This is a genomic window from Corynebacterium qintianiae, assembly GCF_011038645.2.
Classification (GTDB): domain Bacteria; phylum Actinomycetota; class Actinomycetes; order Mycobacteriales; family Mycobacteriaceae; genus Corynebacterium; species Corynebacterium qintianiae.
Genome location: NZ_CP064955.1, coordinates 1,518,280 through 1,534,023 on the forward strand (window position 1 = coordinate 1,518,280; position 15,744 = coordinate 1,534,023).

Annotated in this window: 12 protein-coding genes; 6 read left to right on the forward strand and 6 right to left on the reverse strand. The window is 64.3% G+C overall.

Features of this window, described 5'->3' with window-relative positions:
- Positions 1-63: 63 nt before the first annotated feature.
- The 3 genes from ctaE to ctaC form a co-directional block, all read right to left on the reverse strand.
- Positions 64-684, reverse strand: coding sequence for an aa3-type cytochrome oxidase subunit III (ctaE, locus tag G7Y29_RS07425; RefSeq protein ID WP_196820132.1), 621 nt, complete (start codon positions 682-684; stop codon positions 64-66).
- A gap of 409 nt (positions 685-1,093) precedes the next feature.
- Positions 1,094-1,525: an aa3-type cytochrome oxidase subunit IV gene (gene ctaF, locus G7Y29_RS07430; RefSeq protein ID WP_165002660.1), complete on the reverse strand. Its 432-nt coding sequence runs from the start codon at positions 1,523-1,525 to the stop codon at positions 1,094-1,096.
- A gap of 18 nt (positions 1,526-1,543) precedes the next feature.
- Complete coding sequence (gene ctaC / locus G7Y29_RS07435) at positions 1,544-2,638, reverse strand: aa3-type cytochrome oxidase subunit II (RefSeq protein ID WP_165002661.1); 1,095 nt, start codon at positions 2,636-2,638, stop codon at positions 1,544-1,546.
- 426 nt (positions 2,639-3,064) lie between these two features.
- On the opposite strand from ctaC, the gene asnB reads away from it, so the two are divergent.
- Entirely contained in the window at positions 3,065-4,987 is a 1,923-nt protein-coding gene (gene asnB / locus G7Y29_RS07440; RefSeq protein ID WP_165002662.1) for an asparagine synthase (glutamine-hydrolyzing), read from the forward strand.
- A gap of 72 nt (positions 4,988-5,059) precedes the next feature.
- On the opposite strand, the gene G7Y29_RS07445 is transcribed toward asnB, so the two are convergent.
- The gene (locus G7Y29_RS07445) at positions 5,060-5,404 is read right to left on the reverse strand and encodes a HesB/IscA family protein (RefSeq protein WP_165002663.1); all 345 of its coding nucleotides are present in this window, start codon (positions 5,402-5,404) and stop codon (positions 5,060-5,062) included.
- 129 nt (positions 5,405-5,533) lie between these two features.
- Between G7Y29_RS07445 and G7Y29_RS07450 the strand changes: the two genes are divergently transcribed.
- Positions 5,534-6,283 (forward strand): DUF3043 domain-containing protein, encoded by a 750-nt coding sequence (locus G7Y29_RS07450; protein WP_165002664.1) that lies wholly within the window; start codon positions 5,534-5,536, stop codon positions 6,281-6,283.
- Positions 6,283-7,257, forward strand: coding sequence for a nicotinate-nucleotide--dimethylbenzimidazole phosphoribosyltransferase (locus tag G7Y29_RS07455; protein WP_165002665.1), 975 nt, complete (start codon positions 6,283-6,285; stop codon positions 7,255-7,257). Before G7Y29_RS07450 ends, G7Y29_RS07455 begins: the two co-directional genes overlap by 1 nt.
- Positions 7,258-7,263: 6 nt before the next feature.
- On the opposite strand, the gene G7Y29_RS07460 is transcribed toward G7Y29_RS07455, so the two are convergent.
- Positions 7,264-8,409 (reverse strand): branched-chain amino acid aminotransferase, encoded by a 1,146-nt coding sequence (locus tag G7Y29_RS07460; protein ID WP_165002666.1) that lies wholly within the window; start codon positions 8,407-8,409, stop codon positions 7,264-7,266.
- An 82-nt stretch (positions 8,410-8,491) separates the two neighbouring features.
- Here G7Y29_RS07460 and G7Y29_RS07465 point away from each other — a divergent pair, with 82 nt between their 5' ends.
- Positions 8,492-9,991 carry a leucyl aminopeptidase gene (locus tag G7Y29_RS07465; protein ID WP_165002667.1) on the forward strand — a complete coding sequence of 500 codons (1,500 nt, stop codon included), beginning with the start codon at positions 8,492-8,494 and terminating at the stop codon, positions 9,989-9,991.
- On the opposite strand, the gene G7Y29_RS07470 is transcribed toward G7Y29_RS07465, so the two are convergent.
- Entirely contained in the window at positions 9,988-10,383 is a 396-nt protein-coding gene (locus G7Y29_RS07470) for an oxidoreductase (protein ID WP_165002668.1), read from the reverse strand. The two genes, G7Y29_RS07465 and G7Y29_RS07470, sit on opposite strands and share 4 nt — an antisense overlap.
- A gap of 103 nt (positions 10,384-10,486) precedes the next feature.
- Here G7Y29_RS07470 and sucB point away from each other — a divergent pair, with 103 nt between their 5' ends.
- A complete protein-coding gene (gene sucB / locus G7Y29_RS07475; RefSeq protein WP_165002669.1) occupies positions 10,487-12,721 on the forward strand; it encodes a 2-oxoglutarate dehydrogenase, E2 component, dihydrolipoamide succinyltransferase in 2,235 nt (744 codons plus the stop codon).
- A 143-nt stretch (positions 12,722-12,864) separates the two neighbouring features.
- On the forward strand, positions 12,865-15,741 hold the full coding sequence (gene gcvP / locus G7Y29_RS07480; RefSeq protein ID WP_165002670.1) for an aminomethyl-transferring glycine dehydrogenase: 2,877 nt from the start codon (positions 12,865-12,867) through the stop codon (positions 15,739-15,741).
- Positions 15,742-15,744 lie beyond the last annotated feature (3 nt).

Here is a 15,744-nt window from a genome sequence, read left to right on the forward strand (position 1 = left end):
TGTTCCCTTTAGCGACTATGAGTCAATTACTTGGCGTCTTCCCGCGGTGTAGCGAGCGACCGCCTACTGAACGAGGTACAGAGTGACAAAGACGCCGATCCAGATGACGTCGACGAAGTGCCAGTAGTAGGACGTCGCCATGGCGGCGGTTGCCTGTGCAGGCGTGAACTTCGACTTCGCAACACGCAGCATCACGACGACGAAGGCAAGAATGCCGGCGGTCACGTGCGCCATGTGGAAACCGGTGATGATGTAGAACACCGAGCCATACACTGACGCTTGCGGGGTGATGCCGTGGTGGACCATCTCACTCCACTCGAAGGCAACGAGGCCGAGGAACACGACGCCGAGGAGGATGGTCACGCCGAACCACTTACGCAGTCCGTACACATCACCCCGTTCCGCGGCGAATACGCCCATCTGCGAGGTCACGGAGGACAGCACCAGCACGATCGTGATGATCAGGCCGAACAGAACGTTCAGGTGCGAAGTCTGGTGCTCCCAGTCTCCGGCGGTCATGCCGTTGGCACGCGACGTGAAGTACATCGCGAACAGCCCGGCGAAGAACATCAACTCTTGGGCGAGGAACGCAATCGTGCCCACGCTGACCATGTTGGGTCGGTTCAGCACGGGGACACGATTCGACGGTGTCGCCATCTCTTGGTTAGTAATTGCGGTCGTCACGCATGCGATTATCGCCCTTTTCGGTCTGAAAGTCACCTCGGATACCCCCGAAAAGTCACTGCCAGAATCGCTGCAACCTGCCGTTATTTCTCTTGCACTTGTGCTATCGGAAATTCTGTTGCACCGCCGGGAACTTTCCAGCAGCCGCATCCGACCGTAATCGTTGCAGGTCATTCGGCCCACCTCTGCCCGCAGTGCCCGTCGGCCCCCACGGCAGAAGCTTGACGACGCCCCGATTCACGCATCCACCGGCCCGCCAAAGTTCCCGGGGGTGACGGTTCTCACACCTAGCAGTGCTCCCCCTGCGCGGTAACCAAACTTTCGGATGACCCCTGCCTCCGCGTCGACGGGAAATCGCCCCCGCACCGACGGGTGCAGGGGCGATTTGAAAAACGGTGAACGGCAGCGGCTAGTGCTTTTCGCGGGGAATACCGTACTGCAGGTTGAGCTGGGTGGTGGTCCAGATCAGGAGCACGGCACCGATCGCGGCGAGCCACAGCTGCCAGAAGGCGAGGCCGAGGCCGAGGAAGAGAATCGCGCTCGCCATGGCGAACGGCCAGATGGAGTGCGGCGAGAAGAAGCCCAGCACACCGGCGCCGTCCTCGATCTCCGCCTCCTCCCAGTCCTCGGGGACAATGTCCATGCGGCGTTCGGTAAAGTCGAGGTAAACGGCGAGCATGAACGCTAAGGCGGTGGCGAGGACGAGACCGACGCTTCCGACCCACTCGATACCGAACAGGTAAGCGTCATCGCCGATCCAGGTGGTGGCCAGGATGTAGAAGACTGCCATCAGGGCAAGGAAGGTGCCCAAGCCATAGAAAACTTTTGAGCCAGGTCCCATTGATCTTCTCTCGCTTTCTTAGACGTTCTGGTTAGGGTCGGTGAAGTTCTGGCCGGCGCGGGTGCCCGTGCGGTCAGAGTTGAACGGGCGCGTCGTTGTCGCGTACGGCTCCTGGCCGATAGATTCCAGCGCCTGCGCGTTGGTTGCGTCCGGGTTGTCGTTGCGGAACTCCATGTAGGCACGGAAGTCCTCCGGGGACACCGCACGCACCTCGAAGTTCATCATGGAGTGGTAGGTACCGCACATCTCGGCGCAACGGCCGACGAACGCACCCTCGCGATCGATGCGCTCGATCTGGAACGAGCGCTGCTGCTGGTTCGACTCCGGGTGCGCATATACATCTCGCTTGAACAAAAACTCCGGAACCCAGAATGCGTGGTTTACGTCGCCGGATGCGAGGCGGAACTCGATCGGCGTGTCGGTCGGGAGAACAAGAACAGGGATCTCGTCGGTGGTTCCGAGAGTCTCGATGCGGTTGTAATTCAGGTACGACTGATCACCCATAGAGGTGCCATGAATCGGGTTGGCATTCGGCATTTCTTCGGGATCGAGCTTGGTTTCCTCGGCGATTGCCTGGCGCTGCTCGTCAAGGCCATCGTACTCCTGGCCCGTCGGGGAAAGCTCCTCCCCGATCTGTGCGTAGCCGAACTTCCAGTTCCACTGGAATGCCGTGACGTCAACGGTGACTTCGGGATCCTTGTCCAAGGCGACTGCCTTGGTCTGCGCCTGGACCGTGAAGAAGAACAGGATGAAGACGATGATGATCGGCAGGATCGTCAGCCCAAGCTCGAGCGGGACGTTGTACTGCAGCTGCTTCGGGAACTCATCGCTGGTTTTCTTGGCCTGTGCCTTGGCGTTCCACTTGAAGATTGCCACCAGGAACAGGGCCCACATGATGATGCCGATGGTCCACGCGGCAGCCCAGACCCACACCCAGAAGTTGTACATCTGCACACCCTCGGGGGTGATCGGGTCGGGCCAGCCCATGTCGAGCACGTTAGCCAGCACTGCCGGAGGAGCGACCTCGCAACCAGTCAGTGCGAAGCTTCCGAGCAGGAGCGAGCCCGCTACGCCGGCCTTTTTGGCCAAGCTGCGGTTCTTTTCCTTTTCCACGTGTGTCTGCCTTCCTGTCCACACTTCAACCAACGAACGCTCACATTTATGCCAGAGCATTCCTACCCAGTCAGGATAGTTCATTGGCGCGGCCTATTCGGAAATCCTGCCTCGACCTCTCCCCTGCCGGTTGACCCAGGAAGTGGCCAGCTTGTGGTGCTCCACTTTCCCGCAGGTCTGGGGTCTTAACGGCTCAGCCACCAAACAGCACCCAGTACACCAAGGCACCGAGGTGAGGTGCAGCTCACAACCCCCCGAGTACCCCTCCACCGAAAGTTGGCCCCCATCCGGGGACGCGCCAAAGGATGAAACGATTATGCCTGCCCACCGGCCGGTCGGTTCGCACTCTCGGTCGGCGAAACCCTATTGTTGGGTAAAACACGTCGCACTCGCGGCGCGACCTTATATATAGGAGGACTTTGACGCATGTGCGGTCTCGTGGGTTTTCTCGCCGCAAACGGTGACGCATCGGACTTCGTCGGTGCCGTGGAGGAGGCATTACCCTGCATGTACCACCGCGGCCCTGACGCCGCCGGCACTTGGAACGACGACGACGCGGTGTTCGGCTTCAATCGTCTCGCCATCATCGACCTCGAGCACTCTGCTCAGCCGCTGCGCTGGGGTCCCGCCGAAAATCCGGAGCGGTACGCCCTCGTGTTCAACGGTGAAATATACAACTACATAGAGCTGCGTGAGGAGCTCTCGGCCGCGGGTTACAACTTCAATACCGAAGGCGACGGCGAGCCCATTGTCGTCGGCTTCCACCACTGGGGCGAAGAGGTGGTGGAGCACCTGAGGGGAATGTTCGGCTTCGTCATCTGGGACACAGAAACCCGCACCATGTTCGCCGCGCGCGACCAGTTCGGCATCAAGCCGCTCTTTTATGCAACCACCGGCCGGGGCACGGTATTCGCATCGGAAAAGAAGTCGATTCTCGAAATGTCCAAGGCATTGGGTCTGGGACTGGAGCTTGACCGTCGCGCCATCGAGCACTACGTCGACCTCCAGTACGTCCCCGAACCAGAGAGCCTGCACGCCCAGATCCGTCGCGTTGAGTCGGGCTGCACCGTCTCGCTCCGCCCCGGAGGCACGGTGGTTTCGCAGCGCTACTTCAAGCCCCACTTCACGTCGGCCCCTGTACCCAAAGGCGATGAGCAGAAGCTTTACGACGCCATCGCCCACGCGCTGGAGGACAGCGTGGAAAAGCACATGCGCGCTGACGTAACCGTCGGGTCCTTCCTCTCGGGCGGCATCGACTCGACCGCCATCGCGGCCCTTGCTAAGCGCCACAACCCCAACCTGCTCACCTTCACCACGGGATTCGAACGCGCGGGGTACTCCGAGGTCGATGTGGCTGCAGAGTCCGCCGCGGCCATCGGTGTGGAACACATCGTCAAGATCGTCTCCCCTGAGGAGTACGCCGCCGCCATCCCCACCATCATGTGGTACCTCGACGACCCGGTCGCGGACCCGTCGTTGGTCCCGCTGTATTTTGTTGCGCAGGAGGCGCGCAAGCACGTCAAGGTCGTACTGTCCGGCGAGGGTGCGGACGAGTTGTTCGGCGGCTACACCATTTATAAGGAGCCGCTGTCCCTGGCGCCCTTCGAAAAAATACCCGCTCCCCTCGCCCTCGGCCTGAACCGCCTGAGCCGTGTCCTGCCAGACGGGGTGAAGGGCAAGAGCCTGCTCGAACGCGGCACCACCCCGATTGAGGACAGATACTACGGCAACGCCCGCTCGTTCAACTTCGAGCAGCTCCAGCGGGTTCTGCCGTGGGCCGCACGCGAGTGGGACCACCGCGAAGTCACCGCGCCGATCTACGCCGCCTCCACCGCGATGGACCCGGTTGCCCGCATGCAAAACCTCGACCTGTTCACGTGGATGCGCGGCGACATCCTGGTCAAGGCCGACAAGATGAACATGGCCAACTCGCTCGAGCTGCGCGTCCCCTTCCTGGACAAAGAGGTCTTTGAAGTCGCTCAGACGATCCCGTTCGACCAGAAGATTGCGCACGGCACTACCAAGTACGCCCTGCGCAAGGCGATGGAGCAGATCGTCCCCGCGCACGTGCTGCACCGCAAGAAGCTCGGCTTCCCGGTGCCCATGCGCCACTGGCTCGCCGGGGACGAGCTTTACGGCTGGGCCCAGGACACCATCCGCGACTCCCAGACCGACGAGATCTTCAACAAACCGGAGGTTCTCGAAATGCTCAAGGAGCACCGCGACGGTGTCTCCGACCACTCGCGCCGCTTGTGGACGGTGCTGGCGTTCATGGTGTGGCACGGCATTTTCGTCGAGCACCGCATCGATCCGAACATCGAGCGCAGGGACTACCCCGTCAGGCTCTAACGCCCGCAAGCAGCGCCAAAAAATCGACGCCCTCGCGTACGCGGGGGCGTCGACTAGCTCGCGCGCTGGGCGCTAGTTGAAGGAGTCGCCGCAGGCGCAGGAGCCGCCGGCGTTCGGGTTGTCGATGGTAAAGCCCTGTTGCTCGATGGTGTCGGCGAAGTCGATGGTCGCTCCCATGAGGTACGGCACGCTCATCTTGTCGACGACGAGACGCACGCCACCGATGACGTCGTCTTTGTCGCCGTCGAGGTCGCGATCGTCGAAGTACAGCTGGTAACGCAGGCCGGCGCAGCCGCCCGGCTGCACGGCGATGCGCAGCGCAAGGTCGTTGCGGCCTTCCTGGTCGAGCAGTGCCTTGGCCTTGGCCGCGGCAGCATCGGTCAGCGTCACGCCGGTGGCGGAGGTGGGTGCAGTCATTGAAAACTCCTTGACAAACTGTGGAAGATCCTGCGGACCAGACTACCTACTGCCCGCGTCCCTCTGTGCAACGCCGACGGCTCGGCCTGTATTCCCGGAATGTCTGCCCAGCCTAGTAACCTTGAGGGCGTGAAACTTCCGTGGCAGAAACCCGAGAACCCCGAACATGCCGCTGGCTCCACCAAGGTCGAGCTGCCGCAGGTGACAGCTGAGTCTGAGGCCAAGTCCCATGCTCCTGAATCGACCCGCGGCACCCGTGAGGGGACGAAACTTCCGAAGGGTTACACGCCGCCGAAGGGCCGCCCTACCCCAAAACGCATTGAGCAAGAAGTTAAGCGCGGCGTTGTCCGTGACCCGGCCGCCCTGACCCCTGCGCAGCAGAACCAAAGGGACAAGGAGCTGAAAAAGTCCATGTCCAAGGAGGAGTGGAAGGCCTACAAGAAACGCCAGCGCGATGAGCGCCGCGCCTCCAACCGCGAGATGCAGGCGAAGATGGATGCAGGCGACGAGCGTTACCTCATGGACCGCGACAAGGGCGAGGTCCGTCGTTACGTGCGCGACTGGGTGGATTCGCGATACTTCATCAACAACTGGGTCATGCCGATTGCGCTGCTCATCCTGGTGCTCACATTCCTGGTCACCTTCGCGTCTCCGCAGGTCGCCAACATCATTTCATTCGTCTCCATGGCGTTCATGTTGACCATCATCGCGGAGGCGTTCATTATAGGCCGCTCGGCGAACAAGGCAGTGCGCCAGAAGTTCCCGGACACCGATGAGACTGGTTTCGGACTCGGCATGTACGCCTTCTCCCGCGCGACGCAGCCCCGCAAGTGGCGCTCACCGAAGCCGCAGGTTGTGGCAGGATCGAAGGTCGGCTGATGTTCGCGGCTGTGGATCTGCCCGACGAGGCAGCCGGCGCACGCGCACGCGAGGCCCTCGGCAGCTCGGTGCGCGGTCGCTCCCTCGGCCGTCTCCGCGAGATCGCGGCCTGGGTAGCCTCCTGCCAAGGCACCGAGACTCCCTCGCCGTTCGCCCGCGCGCGGGCCATTGTCGTCGCAGGCAACCACGCGGTCGCCGAGCGCGGGGTGTCAGCTTTCAAGCCGGAGGCCACCGCCGTGCAAGTCGAGGAACTCCGCGCGGGCGGGGGCCCTGCCCACCTCGTGGCACGATTGGCCGACTGCACTTTAAGGCTTGTCGACGACTTCGCCGACGCGCCACACGGCGCCATCGACGTCGAGGACGCTATGGCCGCGGAGGTCTTCGATCGGGCTGTGGCGCTGGGTATCGAGGTCGCCGACCAGGAGGTCGACGCGGGGACGGACCTCATCATTCCGGGCGACCTCGGGGTGGGTAACACGACGGTGGCGGCAGCGGTGTTCGGCACCCTGACTTACACCGAGCCCGTTGTCGCCGTGGGCCGCGGCAGCGGCATTAATGACGAGGTCTGGAAAGTGAAGGTCGCCGCCGTGCGCGACGCGATGTTCCGCGCCCGCGGTTTCCGCGACAACGTGCCCCAGGTGCTCCGCTCTGTCTCGGCCCCCGACTTCGTCACTCTCGTCGCCCTCATCGCGCAGGCTGCGGTGCGCCGCACGCCGGTGCTTGTCGACGGCGCATATGTCGCCGTCGCGGCCTACGTCGCGGAAAAGCTCGCGCCCGGCACAAAGCGGTGGCTCATCGCGGGCCAACTCAGCCCCGAGCCCTGCCACGCGGTGTGCGTGCAGGCGCTCGACCTGACTCCGGTGCTGGCGCTGGACATGTCCACCGGCCAGGCCGCCGGCGCCATGCTGGCTCTGCCCGTGATTAACGCGGCCGCCGAGCTCGCGGGAGAGGAGCTGGGCGGCCGGAGGGAGTAGCGCGGACTAGCTGGCGGGCGAATCCACTAGGACGTAGTTCCAGCCGTGGGTATCCTCCACCTCGCCCTCCTGGATAGCGCGAAGGCGCTTGCGCATCTTCATGCTCACGTCGCCGGCCTCGTTGCCGCCGATGATGAATTCGCCGCTGTTGGACATGACCTTGCCCACCGGGGTGATAACGGCCGCGGTGCCGCAGGCCAAGGTTTCGCTGATCGCGCCGGAAGTGACGCCCTCGCGCCATTCGTCCACGCTGATCCGGCGCTCCTCAGTGGCGTATCCGAGGTCGCGGGCGACCTGGAGCAGCGAACGGCGGGTGATGCCCGGGAGCAGGGAGCCGGATAACGCGGGGGTGACGATAGTGACACCAGAAGCGCCGTCCCCAGCGCCGTCTTCGGAACCGTAGACGAACATGAGGTTCATGCCACCCATTTCCTCGATGTACTTGCGTTCGATTGCGTCGAGCCACACGACCTGGTCACAACCCTTCTCCTCCGCCTGGGACTGCGCGAGAAGCGACGCGGCGTAGTTGCCTGCGAACTTGGCGTCGCCGGTGCCGCCCGGCGCGGCGCGGACGTAGTCCTCGGAGATCCACACCGACACGGGCTTAACTCCGCCAGTGAAGTAGGCGCCGACGGGCGAGGCGATGAGGTAGTAGGTGTAGGTGGACGAGGGCTTGACCCCGAGCGACGCTTCCGTCGCGATGATGAACGGACGCAGGTACAGGGAAGATTCCCCGCCCGCCGCCGGCACCCAGGCCTCGTCGATCGAGACCAGCTGACGCAGTGACTCCAGGAACAATTCCTCGGGCAGTTCCGGCATGGCGAGACGGCGCGCCGACGCCTGCAGACGCTGTGCGTTCTGGTCGGGGCGGAACGTAGTGATGCCACCGCCGCGGTTGCGGAAGGCCTTGAGCCCCTCGAAGATCGCCTGGCCGTAATGCAGCACGCTCGCGGCCGGGTCCAGGGCGATCGGCGCGTACGGGCGAACCTGTGCGTCGTGCCACCCGAGCTCTGGGTTCCAATCGATGGTGACCATGTGGTCCGTGAATACTTGACCGAACTTCGGGGCGCGCAACACGTCTTCGCGAGCGGCGTCCGTGGCTGCATTGGGGTTGTTCGTCACAGTGAATTCAGGCAAGTTAGGGGCGGTCATGCGGCATACTCTACTCCCCGCACCGGGTACGGTTGTGGGAAGCCGCTATTTTGAATTCCCGACAGAAAGGGTTGTCACCGACATGACGTTCGAGGTATCGCTTCCCGCCCGCGGAACGACGGTAGAGCTGGAGTTCGCCCCCGAAGTCCCGTCCGATCCGGGAGCTCTGCTCGTCCCCGTCGCCTGTGGTGATGGGCTAGAGCTACCTGTCACCGCGATTAGCGCCGAGACACTTCTCGAATCGCTGGAGAAGGTGGGGGCTACGGGCAAGCAGGGCGAGGTGACGCGCCTGCTTATCGACGACCACGTCACGCTGTCCTTCGGACTCGGCGATTCCGACGAAATCAACGAGGAAGCCGTCCGCCGCGCCACGGGTGTCCTCGCGCGTTCCCTGAAGGGGGTTGCGCACGCCACGATCACCTCCGAGCTTGGCATCCGCCCGATCGTTGAAGGGCTCTTGCTCGGCGGGTACTCATACGCGGGGTTGAAGTCCCACGGTCAGGACACGGACGCCTCCGTGGACCCCGTGCGCATCACTGTCGTCGGCGGTTCTGAGGACGCGCGCGAGGACTTCGACCGCGCCGTTATCGTGGCCGAGTCCGCCCTGCTAGCCCGCGATCTCGTCAACACCCCGGCAAACCTCCTCTACCCCGAGTCATACGCCCGCGTGATGGAGGAGGTCGCCGCGCAGTCCGGCCTCGATATCGAGGTCTACGACGAGGAGTACCTGGAGGCCAACGGCTTCGGCGGTATCGTCGCCGTCGGCAAGGGGTCCTCCCGCCCGCCGCGCCTGGTCCACCTCGTCTGGGACGCTGGCGAGGCCACCGCCAGCGCACGCAAGATCGCGCTCGTAGGCAAGGGGATCACCTTCGACACGGGCGGCATCTCTCTCAAACCCGCCCCGCAGATGGAGAACATGATCTCCGACATGGGCGGTTCCGCCGCACAGCTCGCTGCGATCGCCGCCGCAGCTCGCCTCGGCCTGCCCGCGCGCGTCGAGGCGTGGTTGCCACTGGCGGAGAACATGCCGTCGGGCACCGCCACCCGACCGGGCGACGTGATCACCCATTACGGCGGATTGACCAGTGAGGTGCTCAACACCGATGCCGAGGGACGGCTCGTTCTGGCCGATGCCCTGGCCCGCGCCTCCGAGGACGCGCCCGACTACCTCATCGAGGTCGCAACCCTGACGGGCGCGCAACTCGTCGCCCTCGGTGCGCGCACCACCGCGGTAATGGGTTCCGACGAGTTCCGCGACCGTGTCGCCGAGCTCGGCCGTGAAGTCGGCGAGAACGCCTGGGCGATGCCCCTGCTCGAGGAGCAGGAGGAGGAGCTGAACTCTCCCGTTGCCGACATGCGCAACGTCCACAACTCCCGCACCGGCGGCATGCTTTTCGCGGGCCTCTACCTGTCGCGCTTCATCCACGCGGACACCCAGTGGGTGCACATGGACATCGCGGGGCCGTCGTGGAACACCGATGGCGCGCACGGCTACACCCCGAAGCGTGCGACGGGAGCGCCTGCGCGCACCATTGTGCAGGCCCTGTGCGAACTGGCCGCGAACTCACCGGGCAGTAATTAACTGAAAGGGTTCTCGCCGCGCTCGAACTTGGCGCGGCGCTCCCGCTGTTCGGCGCGCTTGCGCAGAATGCGGTCCTGCTCCATCTTCCTGCGCATGCGTTCCGGGTAGCCGGTCTCCTCGACGTCGTAAAGCGAAATGCCCAGCAGTTGCGCCACTGCGTCGATGCCCTTCGGGCCGCCGATGCGGCGTCGGGTGAAGTTACCTGCTTCGTCGACAAGCACGACCGACATCTCATTGACCACCGTTTCCGGCTCAACGTAGCCCTCGACGAACGCGCGGCCGCTCGCCCACTGTGTGAGATGTTGCGCGTCGTCTGGACGGATCGTCTCACCCGGGCCCCTCGGGGGCTTCAGAGGGGAGGCCGACTTCCGCTTGCCGAAAATGTTGAACACGGCACCAATCTTACGACCCCCCACGAACGACGGCCGACAAGGGAAACGGGTAGTCTGAAGCCTTGTAGATCACGTCTTAACTTACCTGCGAGGAGACTAAACCATGGCGCATTCTGTCGAGATGCCCGAGCTGGGCGAATCGGTAACCGAGGGCACGATTACCACGTGGCTGAAAGAAGTCGGCGACACCGTCGACGTCGATGAGCCGCTGCTCGAGGTCTCCACGGACAAGGTCGACACCGAGATTCCGTCGCCCGTCGCAGGTGTGATTTTGGAGATTAAGGCCGAAGAGGACGACACCGTCGAGGTCGGTGAGGTCATCGTCGTCATTGGCGAGGAGGGCGAGAACACCGCCGGCGATTCCGCACCTGCCAAGGATCAGGCTGACGCCGCTGACGACTCCGCCTCCAGCGACTCCCCCTCGGAGGACGAGGCCGATGAGCCGGCTGAGAAGTCCGCGAAGAAGTCAGGCGGTGCTTCCGGTTCCGCTACCGACATTCAGATGCCGGAGCTAGGCGAGTCCGTGACCGAGGGCACCATCACCACCTGGCTCAAGGAGATCGGCGACGAAGTTGAGGTGGACGAGCCGCTACTCGAGGTCTCCACCGACAAGGTCGACACCGAGATCCCCTCCCCGGTCGCCGGCACCTTGCTCGAGATTCTCGCCCAGGAGGATGACACCGTCGAGGTCGGGGAGGTCATCGCGCGCGTCGGTGACTCCGACGCGGCAGGATCTCCCGCAGGTTCCGATAGCGAGGTCAACCGCGGCGAGGAGAACGTCGCCGACGAGGACGAACAAGTCACCGAGGACAACTCCGCCGCAGGCGAGGGCACCAACCCCGAGGACGCCCCGAAGAAGGACGCGGAACACAAGTCCTCCACCAACCTGAAGGGTTCCGGCAAGTCCACCAAGGTCGAGATGCCGGAGCTCGGCGAATCCGTCACCGAGGGCACCATTACCACCTGGTTGAAGCAGGTGGGCGACTTGGTCGAGGTGGACGAGCCACTGCTTGAGGTCTCCACCGACAAGGTCGACACCGAGATCCCGTCCCCAGTTGAGGGCACGATTCTCGAGATCCTGGCCCAGGAGGATGACACTGTCGAGGTGGGCGAGGTTATCGTCGTCATCGGAGACGCCGAGGCCGCAGCTTCCGGAGACTCTGCCGACTCCAACGAGTCCGGCTCCACCGAGGCCGAGGCAGCAAACGAGGATAAGGCCGAGGATAAGCCGGTGGAGAAGGAAGCCCCGGCGCCGAAGGAAGAGAAGGCCGCCAAGGGTTCCGCCGCCAACGAGCGCTCTGAGTATGACGCGAAGAAGGATGACGCCGAGGAGAAGGCTACCAACGCCTCCGCCGCCTCCACCAAGCTGGAGAACCGCGGCGACAAGGTCCCGTACGTCACTCCGCTAGTGCGCAAGCTTGCCGACAAGCACGGCGTGGACCTCAACTCCATCGAGGGCACCGGCGTTGGCGGCCGCATCCGCAAGCAGGACGTTCTGGCCGCGGCTGAGGGCGATTCCGTCGAGCCCGAGTCCGCGTCCGGTTCGGAATCCGCACCGGCACCCAAGGACCCGCGCGCGAACTGGTCCACCGCGGGCGTCGACGCCTCCAAGCAGGAGCTCATCGGCACCACCCAGAAGGTCTCGCGCATCCGTCAGATCACGGCCTCCAAGATGGTCGAGTCCCTGCAGACCACCGCGCAGCTGACGCACGTGCAGGAGGTCGACGTCACCGCCGTCGCCGCGCTGCGCAAGAAGGTGAAGCCGAAGTTCGTGGAAAAGCACGGTGTAAACATCACCTACCTGGCGTTCTTCGTCAAGGCCGCCGCAGAGGCACTTGTCTCCCACCCGAACGTCAACGCTTCCTACAACGCCGAGGCCAAGGAAATCACCTACCACGGCGACGTCAACATCGGCATCGCCGTGGACACCCCCCAGGGCCTGCTCGTTCCGGTGCTGAAGAACGTGGACAAGATGAACCTCGCCGACATCGCGAAGGGCATCGCCGACCTGGCCGACCGAGCGCGTAACAAGAAGCTGCGCCCGGATGACCTCTCCGGCGCGACCTTCACAGTGACCAACATTGGCTCCGCCGGTGCGATGCTGGACACCCCGATCCTCACCCCGCCGCAGGCCGGAATCCTGGGCACCGCAGCGATTGAGAAGCGCCCGGTTGTCGTGACCGAAAATGGCGTGGACGCGATTGCGATCCGCCAGATGACCTACCTGCCGTTCACCTACGACCACCAGCTGGTCGACGGCGCCGACGCGGGACGCTTCATCACCACCGTGCGCGACCGCATCGAGACCGGCAACTTCGAGGACGACTTGGGCCTCTAAACCCTCCTCAACTTCGCCTCCGGCCCCCTGGGATTCGCTTCCCAGGGGGTCCTTTGTGTCTAAAGCCACCAACTGGGCACGGCGGTGTCCGGGCACTCGTTAGACTGATGGGTATTACTGCACACCCATTCAAGGAGTACGCGTTGGAATTCATTTCCCGTCACGTTGGGCCCGACCAATCCGAGGAGCGGGAGATGCTCTCCGCCCTGGGCTACGACAGCCTCGACGCCCTGGTTGACACCGCGATGCCGCCCGGCATCAAGGCGCAGGAAGAGATCACTCTGCCCGCGCCGCTGACCGAGCAGCAGGCCCAGACTCGCCTGCGCGAGCTGGCGGACAAAAACGTCGTCCTCAAAGCCTTTTACGGCCAAGGCTTCTCCTCCACCCTCACCCCGCCGGTGATCCGCCGCGGCGTGGTCGAGGACGCAGGCTGGTACACCGCCTACACCCCGTATCAGCCGGAAATCTCGCAGGGCCGCCTCGAGGCGCTGTTGAACTACCAGACCATGGTGCAGGACCTCACCGGCCTGCCGGTCTCGAACGCGTCTCTTCTCGACGAAGCCTCCGCCGCCGGCGAGGCCATCGGTCTCATGTCGCGCGCGGTGAAGAAGGGCCGCCGAGTGCTTCTCGACGCACGCCTGCACCCGCAGGTCATCGCAGTGGCCTCCGAGCGCGCACGCGCCATCGACCTCGAGGTCGACGTGGCCGACCTGACCCGGGGAGTCGTCGGCGAGGACCTGGTCGGTGTCGTGATCGCCTACCCGGGCACGGAGGGCGACGTCGTCGACCCGCGCCCGATCATTGAGGCGATCCACTCCCGCGGCGGCCTCGCCGCCGTTGATGCCGACATCCTAGCGCTGACACTGCTCGAGTCCCCAGGCGAGCTCGGCGCAGACATCGCCATCGGCACCACTCAGCGCTTCGGCGTCCCGCTGTTCTACGGTGGTCCGCACGCCGCCTACATGTCTGTCTCCGACAAGCTGAAGCGGCAGATGCCGGGCCGCCTCGTGGGTGTGTCCGTGGACGCTGAGGGCTACCCCGCATACCGCCTGGCGCTGCAGACCCGCGAGCAGCACATCCGCCGCGAACGCGCGACGTCCAACATCTGCACGGCGCAGGCGCTGCTGGCCGTCACCGCGTCGATGTACGCGGTCTACCACGGCCCGCAGGGCCTCACCGCAATCGCCCGCGCGATCCATGAGCGGGCCGCAAGCTTCGCGGCGTCGATAAGCGAGGGCACCATCCGCCACGCAGCGTTCTTCGACACGGTGACCGTCGAGGTGCCGGGCCGCGCCGACGAGATCAAGCACTCCCTGGCCGAGAAGGGTTACCTCGTGCGCACCATCGGCGCCGACGCCGTCGTGGTCAGCTTCGGCGAGGACACCGAGGATGAGGACCTCGCTGTGCTGGTCGAGGCCTTCGGTGGCGCTGTCTCCGCAGGTGAAAACCGCCTGCCGGAGGAGCTGAAGCGCACCACGGACTTCCTCACCCACGAGACGTTCAACGCCGTCCACTCCGAGACCCAGATGATGCGCTACATCCGCAGGCTGGGCGACAAGGACCTCGCGCTGGACCGCACTATGATCCCGCTGGGTTCCTGCACGATGAAGCTCAACCCCACCGCGGGCCTGGAGTCCATTACCTGGCCGGGTTTCGCTAACGTTCACCCGTTCACGCCGGACGAGTACACCGCGGGTTGGCGCGAGCTGATCTCTGAGCTGTCCGACTGGCTGGTCGAGCTCACCGGTTACGCAGCCGTGAGCGTGCAGCCGAACTCCGGCGCGACAGGCGAGTTGGCCGGGTTGTTGGCCATCCGCCGTTACCACGTGGCCAACGGTGATTCCGAGCGAGACATCTGCCTCATCCCGGCCTCGGCGCACGGCACCAACGCGGCCTCCGCAACGCTGGCGAACCTGCGCGTCGCGGTGGTCAAGACCGCCGCGGACGGTTCTATCGACCTCGCGGACCTCGACGCCAAGCTGGAGCAGCACGCGGGACGTGTCGCCGCCATCATGCTCACCTACCCGTCCACCCACGGTGTGTACGAAGACACCGTCCAGACCGTGGCGGACAAGGTCCACGCCGCCGGCGGGCAGGTCTACATCGACGGCGCGAACATGAACGCCTTGACCGGCATCGGCCGCCCGGGAGACTTCGGCGGCGACGTCAGCCACCTGAACCTGCACAAAACGTTCACTATCCCCCACGGTGGTGGTGGCCCAGGCGTCGGCCCGATCGGTGTCGCCGAACACCTCGTTCCTTTCCTCCCGGCTGACCCGCAGATCTCCCGCGAGGACGCCTCCGAGGACGTCCCCGTCGGTCAGGGCGTGCCCATCTCCTCGACCACCTACGGTTCCGCCGGTGTCCTGCCCATCTCCTGGGCCTACATCGCCATGACTGGCGCGGAGGGCCTGAAGAAGGCCACCCAGAACGCGGTGCTCGCGGCGAACTACGTCGTCAACGAGCTGAAGGACTCTTACCCGATCCTCTACACCGGCAATGCAGGTCTGGTCGGCCACGAGTGCATCCTTGATCTCAACGGCATCGCCGAGGAGTCCGGCGTCACCGCCACCGACGTGGCCAAACGCCTGGTGGACTATGGTTTCCACGCTCCCACGCTGGCTTTTCCCGTCGCTGGCACGCTCATGGTGGAGCCGACCGAGTCCGAGGACCTCGCTGAACTCAAGCGCTTCGTTGAAGCTATGCGCAGCATCCGAGCCGAGATTCGGGAGATCGTCGATGGCAAGGTCGAGTACGAGAAGTCTGTCGTGCACAACGCCCCGTACACCGCCTACAGCGTGACCCGCAGCGAGTGGCCGTACGAATTTAGCCGTGAGCAGGCCGCTTACCCGGTCGACGGGCTGATCCACAACAAGTACTTCCCGCCGGTGCGCCGCATTGATGAGGCCTACGGCGACCGCAACCTGCAGTGTGCCTGCCCGCCGCCCGAGGCTTTCGATATAGAGCCCGAAGCGGTTGAGGAAGTCGATGTCGTCGTCACCGAAGAAAACAAGAAGTAAGGA

What these genes read in the sequence shown, in the direction of transcription:
- sucB (WP_165002669.1), top strand. Translation starts at nt 10,487, where the DNA reads ATGGCGCATTCTGTCGAGATGCCCGAGCTGGGCGAATCGGTAACCGAG.
- G7Y29_RS07455 (WP_165002665.1), top strand. Translation starts at nt 6,283, where the DNA reads ATGTTCGCGGCTGTGGATCTGCCCGACGAGGCAGCCGGCGCACGCGCA.
- ctaF (WP_165002660.1), bottom strand. Translation starts at nt 1,525, where the DNA reads ATGGGACCTGGCTCAAAAGTTTTCTATGGCTTGGGCACCTTCCTTGCC.
- asnB (WP_165002662.1), top strand. Translation starts at nt 3,065, where the DNA reads ATGTGCGGTCTCGTGGGTTTTCTCGCCGCAAACGGTGACGCATCGGAC.
- G7Y29_RS07460 (WP_165002666.1), bottom strand. Translation starts at nt 8,409, where the DNA reads ATGACCGCCCCTAACTTGCCTGAATTCACTGTGACGAACAACCCCAAT.
- G7Y29_RS07445 (WP_165002663.1), bottom strand. Translation starts at nt 5,404, where the DNA reads ATGACTGCACCCACCTCCGCCACCGGCGTGACGCTGACCGATGCTGCC.
- G7Y29_RS07465 (WP_165002667.1), top strand. Translation starts at nt 8,492, where the DNA reads ATGACGTTCGAGGTATCGCTTCCCGCCCGCGGAACGACGGTAGAGCTG.